This is a genomic window from Siccirubricoccus soli, from assembly GCF_024178315.1.
In the GTDB taxonomy this organism is placed as follows: Bacteria; Pseudomonadota; Alphaproteobacteria; order Acetobacterales; family Acetobacteraceae; genus Siccirubricoccus; species Siccirubricoccus soli.
In genome coordinates this window covers 1-5,583 of sequence record NZ_JAMZIK010000267.1, presented here as the reverse complement: position 1 = coordinate 5,583, position 5,583 = coordinate 1, and the positions used below count along the sequence as shown (strand labels likewise).

Sequence of the window (5,583 nt, the reverse complement as noted above, 5' to 3'; positions counted from 1 at the left end):
CCCGGCGCCGCAGGCCCGGGCGCTGCTGCTGCCGCCCACCGCCGGCAGCGCCGCCGCCCCGCGCCTGCTGCAGGGCGAGGTCCCCGCCGGCGAGCCCGCCCGCCGCCGGCTGGAACTGGATGTGGTGGATTACGACGAGGCCGGGGCCATGCGCTTCGCCGGCAGCGCCGCACCCGGTGCGAGGGTGCGGGTCTATGTTGGCACGGAGCATGCCGGGGATGCGGTGGCGGATGCCGCCGGCCGCTGGCAACTGGCGCCGGAGCACCAGCCGGCGATTGGCCGCCACACCCTGCGGGTGGACCAGCTTGCCGATGCCGGCAGCGTCGCGGCGCGGATCGAGGTACCCTTCCAGCGTGACCGGATCGAGGAGGGGGCGGTGGTGGATGGCCGCACCGTGGTGCAGCCGGGCAGCAATCTCTGGCGCATCGCCCGCCGGGCCTATGGCCGCGGGGTGCGCTACACCGTCATCTACCAGGCCAACCGGGACCAGATCCGCGACCCGCGGCTGATCTATCCCGGCCAGGTGTTTCAGGTGCCGGAGGCGGTGGTCCCGGCCGCCGCGACGCCGACCGCGGCCGTGCCGCCCAGCGCCAGCCGATCCAGGTAAGGCTCCACCTCCAGCGCGAAGCGCACCAGGGAGGCGACGAGGCTGACCGCCGTCGGCGGGTCTGCGAAGGGGGCTTCGGTCTCGATCCGGATGCTGTGGTCTGCCAGCAGCCGCAGCCGCCAGCCTTCCGGCAGCGCCTCCCGCATCTCCGCCACCGTGGCGAAGGCGCGCGGCCGGTCCTTCGCCCGCTCCGCTGTGGAGGGCACCCGGGCGGCCAGGGTGGAAAGCTGCAGCCCGCGGGGGGAGAACCCCGCCTCGCAATTCCGGCCGCGCCAATGGAAGCGCAGGGCGGGCCGGACATCCGGCGCGCGGGTATCCAGCGTGCCGTCGCGGTGGACGGCGAAAGGTCCAAGGGGCAGGGTCGGCATGGCGCGAATACTTGCTCCGGACTGGTGAACGCAGGATAAACCGCGCGCATGTCCCTCAGCCACAGCCTCAGCCTGGTGCTGGCCCCGCCGCATCCGGCCGGCCGCCCCTTCATCCTCGGCGGCGTTGCCGTTGCCCTGCTCGGCCTGCTCTGGCTCGGTGCCTGGCTGTTCTGGCTGGGGGCGCTCTTCGCGCTGTTCTGCCTGTATTTCTTCCGCGATCCCGAGCGGGTGCCGCCGCATCGGCCGGACCTGGTCCTGGCGCCGGCCGATGGGCACATCGTCTCCATCGTCCAGGCGGTGCCGCCGGCCGAGCTCGGCCTGGATGCCGCCCCGCGCTGGCGGGTGGCGATCTTCCTCTCGGTGCTGGACGTGCATGTGAACCGCGTGCCGGCGGATGGCACGGTGACGCGCATCGCCTATCGCCACGGCGCCTATCTCAGCGCCAACCTGGACAAGGCGAGCGAGGAGAACGAACGCAACGCCATCGCGCTGAAGCTGCCGGATGGCCGCGACCTGGCGGTGGTGCAGATCGCCGGCCTCGTCGCCCGCCGCATCCTCTGCGACATCCGGGAGGGCGATGCGGTGCAGGCGGGCGACCGCTTCGGCATCATCCGCTTCGGCAGCCGGACCGATGTCTACCTGCCGCATGGCGTGAGACCGCTGGTGGAGGAAGGCCAGACCATGATCGGCGGCGAGACCGTGATCGCGGAGCTGGGCGAGGTGGCGCCGGGGGTGGCGGCATGAGCGGCGCCCCCCAGCCCCCCGGCCGCCCGCCCGGGCTGCGCGGCCGGCTGCGCCGCTTCCGCCCGCGCACCCGGCCCCGCTTTCCCGGCCTCTCCTTCAACCGGCTGATCCCCAACATCCTCACCATGCTCGGTCTCTGCGCCGGGCTTTCCGCCATCCGCCTCGCGCTCGATTCGCAATGGGAGAAGGCTGCGGCGCTGGTGCTGGTGGCGGCGGCGATCGACGGGGTGGATGGCCGGCTGGCCCGGCTGCTGAAGGCCACCAGCCGCTTCGGGGCGGAATTCGACAGCCTCTCGGACTTCCTCTGCTTCGGCGTGGCGCCGGGGCTGATCCTCTATCTCTGGTCGCTGCATGGCGGCGGGGGCCTCGGCTACGCGCCCTGCATCTTCTTCGCCGTCTGCTCCGCCCTGCGGCTGGCGCGCTTCAACGCCAGCATCGTGGAGGTGGCGGCGGTGCCGCTGGCAGGTCCCCCGCCCAAGCCAGCCTTCGCCCAAAGCTTCTTCACCGGCGTCCCGGCCCCGGCCGGGGCGGGGCTGGCGCTGTTTCCGCTCTTCGCCGCCCTCGCCTTCGATTCCTGGGCCTGGTGGGGGCTGGCGGCGGCGATCCGCCATCCGGCCGTCTCCGCCGTGTTCCTGCTGGTGGTCGGGGCGCTGATGGTCTCCACCCTGCCGACCTGGAGCTTCAAGAATTTCAAGATCCCGGCCGTCTTCGTGCTGCCGCTGCTGCTCGGCGTCGGCACCTATGTCGCGGTACTGCTGACGGAGCCCTGGGCGGCGCTGGCGGCGGGCGGGCTGATCTATGCCGGCATGCTGCCCTTCTCCTTCCGCTCCTATCGGCGGCTGGAGCGGGAGGCGGAGACGATGCTGGAGCCGGTGGTGGTCGGGGGCGAGGGGCGGGAGCGGCCCACGGCCTGATCCGAACCTCCGGTCCGGGAGGTGTCGCCGCGTTGCGCTGCGGCCAGCCGATAGCCCGCGGCGTGGCCGGCATGTGGAGCGGACGGTTGCCCGGCCATCCGGTAGCTTGCTAGGTTTTCAGGTGAGGAGGCGGGCCGATCGGTCCGCGCAACGAAAACCACGTCCAAGCCATACGGAGTTCGCGCGTGACCGAGCCCGAACTGCTCACTGTCGAGATCAACGGCTTCCCCACCCGCATCTGGCGCAAGGGCAGCGGCAAGCCGCTCGGCTTCCTGGCCGGCTTCGGCGGGCTGCCGCGTTGGGTGCCCTTCCTCGATGCGCTGGCGGCGAGGCGCACCGTCATCATCCCCTCCCTGCCGGGCTTTCCGGGCGGGGATCGCGGGCATTCGGTGCTCGACACCCATCTGGACTGGGTGCTGGCGACGCGCCGCATCCTCGGCGCGGCGGGGCTGGACGGCGCGGACCTTGCCGGCAGCTCGGTCGGCGCCTCCCTCGCGGCGGAGGTCGCGGCGCTCTGGCCGGAGAAGGTGGGAAAGCTCGCCCTGATCGCTCCCTTCGGCCTGTTCGACGAGAAGGACCCGCCCACCGACCCCTGGGCCCAGCGCGCCGACCAGCTCGCCGCGCTGCTGACCGCCGATCCGGAGCGCTGGAAGGCGCTGAAGGCGGTGCCGGAGGGGGCCAATTCGGTGGAATGGCCCATCGAGCAGACCCGCGCCAGCGAGGCGGCGGCGCGGATCTTCTGGCCGCTGGGCAATACAAGGCTGGAGAAGCGGCTGCCGCTGATCTCGGCGCCCACCCTGTTGCTCTGGGGCGAGCAGGACCGGATCATGCCGCACTCCTATGCCGCGCGCATCGCCGGGCTCCTGGGCGGGCCCAGCGAAACGCGCATCATCCCGGGCGCCGGCCATCTGGCGGAGCTCGACGCGCCCGAGGCGGTGGCCTCGGCGATCCTTGCCTTCATGGAGTGAGCGAATGCCGATCGATCCCGGAGCGCAGAGCGTCCTCGACCTCATCAGGCAGCTCGGCCGGCCGCCGATCCACACCCTGACCCCGGCCGAGGCCCGCGAGGCCTCCGCCAAGTCCCGCGCCATCCTGCAGCCGGAGCCGGCCGAGGTGGCGGAGGTGGAGGACATGGAATGCCCCGGTCCGCGCGGCCCGATCCGGCTGCGCCGCTACCGCGCCGCCGGGACCAGCGCGGCGGAGAAGCTGCCCTGCCTACTCTACCTGCATGGCGGCGGCTGGGTGATCGGCGACCTCGACAGCCATGACCAGCCCTGCCGGACGCTGGCCAATGCCGCGCGCTGCTGCGTCATCGCCGTGGATTACCGGATGGCGCCGGAGCATCTCTACCCGGCCGCAGTGGAGGATTGCGCCGCCGCGCTGCGCTTCGTCGCGGCGCAGGCTGAGGCGCTGCGCCTCGACCCCGCCCGGCTGGCGGTGGGCGGCGACAGCGCCGGCGGCAACCTCGCCGCGGTGCTGGCCATCATGTCCCGTGACGGCAGCCTGCCGCCGGTGGGCTTCCAGATGCTGCTCTACCCGGCCTGCGACATGGCGGCGGAATACCCGGCCTATCAGCGCTTCACCGAGGGGCTGATCCTGACCGACAAGACCATGCGTTGGTTCATCGACCACTACGTGCCGGAGAAGGCGCGGCGCTACGAGTGGCAGGCCTCCCCGCTGCGCGCCGCCAGTCTGGCCGGGACCGCCACCGCCTATGTCATGACGGCGGGCTACGACCCGCTGGTGGATGAGGGCATCGCCTATGCGAAGCGGCTGGAGGCGGATGGGGTGCGCGTCACCCATGTGCACATGGCCGACCAGATCCACGCCTTCCTGACCATGGGGAAATTCATCCCGGCCTCGGACCTCGCGCTGCGCCATGCGGCGCTCTCGCTGGCGCATCACTGGGCGCAGGGCTAGCGCCATGGCCGGCATGCTGGACGGCAAATCGGCGCTGGTGACCGGGGCGGGCTCCGGCATCGGTCGCGCCACCGCGCTGGCCTTCGCGCGGGAAGGCGCCTGGGTGGCGGTGGCGGACCTGACGCTGGACGCGGCGCAGCGGACGCTCGGGGCCGTGGAGGCGGCGGGCGGCCAGGGCGTCGCCATCGCCTGCGACGTGACGGACGATGCCGCCGTCGCCGCCATGGTGGCGGCGGCGGTGAACGCCTTCGGCGGGCTGGATTGCGCCTTCAACAATGCCGGCATCGCGCCCTACCAGGTGAACGCCACCGGCGTGGCGACGGCGGATATCGAGGAAGCCGCCTGGCTGCGCATCCTGGACGTGAACCTGAACGGCGTCTGGCGCTGCCTGCGGCATGAGGTGGCGCAGATGCGGAAGCAGGGCGGCGGGGCCATCGTGAACACCGCCTCGGTCGGCGGGCTGGTGGGGCTGCGCGGCTCCTCCGCCTATGCCGTCTCCAAGCATGCCGTGCTGGGGCTGACCAAGACGGCCGCCATCGACCACGCGGCGGACAACATCCGGGTGAACGCGGTCTGCCCGGGCTATATCGAGACGCCGATGACGGAGGAGTCCATGCGCCGGGCCGGGGAGCGCATCCTGGGCCGGGTGCCGATGGGCCGGCTGGGTCAGCCGGGGGAGATCGCCGAGGCGGTGGTCTGGATGTGCTCTGACCGGGCGAGCTTCGTCACCGGCGCGGGCTGGACCGTGGATGGCGGCTATACCGCCGTGTGAGACCCGTTCCCTCCCCCGCTGACGGGGGAGGGCTGCCTACGCTTCGGTCTTGAGGAGAGTGTCGCGGAAGGCGGCGACTCTGTCGCGGAGGTCGCGCATGGCGTGGTGGTTGTGGCCGAAGACCTTGCCGACCCAGGCGTGTTTGAGGCTGCGGGCCTTTTCCCGCAGGGCCTGGCCTTGCTCGGTCAGGCGGATGCGGACCTGGCGTGCGTCGGTGGCGTCGCGCTGGCGCTGGACGAGACCGGCGGCCTCGAGGCG

General features: G+C 72.4%; 8 protein-coding genes. 6 read left to right on the top strand and 2 right to left on the bottom strand.

The window, feature by feature from the left end; translation table 11 throughout:
- Positions 1-607, top strand: a 607-nt coding sequence (locus NJ376_RS28075; RefSeq protein WP_252956658.1) for a LysM peptidoglycan-binding domain-containing protein, incomplete at its 5' end; no start/stop codon positions are given.
- On the opposite strand, the gene NJ376_RS28070 is transcribed toward NJ376_RS28075, so the two are convergent.
- Positions 529-975, bottom strand: a complete 447-nt coding sequence (locus NJ376_RS28070; RefSeq protein WP_252956657.1) for a hypothetical protein — start codon at positions 973-975, stop codon at positions 529-531. The genes NJ376_RS28075 and NJ376_RS28070 overlap by 79 nt on opposite strands.
- Positions 976-1,023: 48 nt before the next feature.
- Here NJ376_RS28070 and NJ376_RS28065 point away from each other — a divergent pair, with 48 nt between their 5' ends.
- The 5 genes from NJ376_RS28065 (at position 1,024) to NJ376_RS28045 (ending at position 5,325) form a co-directional block, all read left to right on the top strand.
- Positions 1,024-1,719: a phosphatidylserine decarboxylase gene (locus NJ376_RS28065; RefSeq protein WP_252956656.1), complete on the top strand. Its 696-nt coding sequence runs from the start codon at positions 1,024-1,026 to the stop codon at positions 1,717-1,719.
- A complete protein-coding gene (locus tag NJ376_RS28060) occupies positions 1,716-2,633 on the top strand; it encodes a CDP-alcohol phosphatidyltransferase family protein (RefSeq protein WP_252956655.1) in 918 nt (305 codons plus the stop codon). Before NJ376_RS28065 ends, NJ376_RS28060 begins: the two co-directional genes overlap by 4 nt.
- A 185-nt stretch (positions 2,634-2,818) precedes the next feature.
- A complete protein-coding gene (locus tag NJ376_RS28055) occupies positions 2,819-3,601 on the top strand; it encodes an alpha/beta fold hydrolase (protein WP_252956654.1) in 783 nt (260 codons plus the stop codon).
- Positions 3,602-3,605: 4 nt separating this feature from the next.
- Entirely contained in the window at positions 3,606-4,553 is a 948-nt protein-coding gene (locus NJ376_RS28050; RefSeq protein ID WP_252956653.1) for an alpha/beta hydrolase, read from the top strand.
- 4 nt (positions 4,554-4,557) lie between these two features.
- Positions 4,558-5,325 (top strand): glucose 1-dehydrogenase, encoded by a 768-nt coding sequence (locus NJ376_RS28045; protein WP_252956652.1) that lies wholly within the window; start codon positions 4,558-4,560, stop codon positions 5,323-5,325.
- A gap of 36 nt (positions 5,326-5,361) precedes the next feature.
- Here NJ376_RS28045 and NJ376_RS28040 read toward each other — a convergent pair.
- A partial coding sequence (locus NJ376_RS28040; RefSeq protein ID WP_252956651.1) for a winged helix DNA-binding protein occupies positions 5,362-5,583 on the bottom strand: 222 nt, incomplete at its 5' end.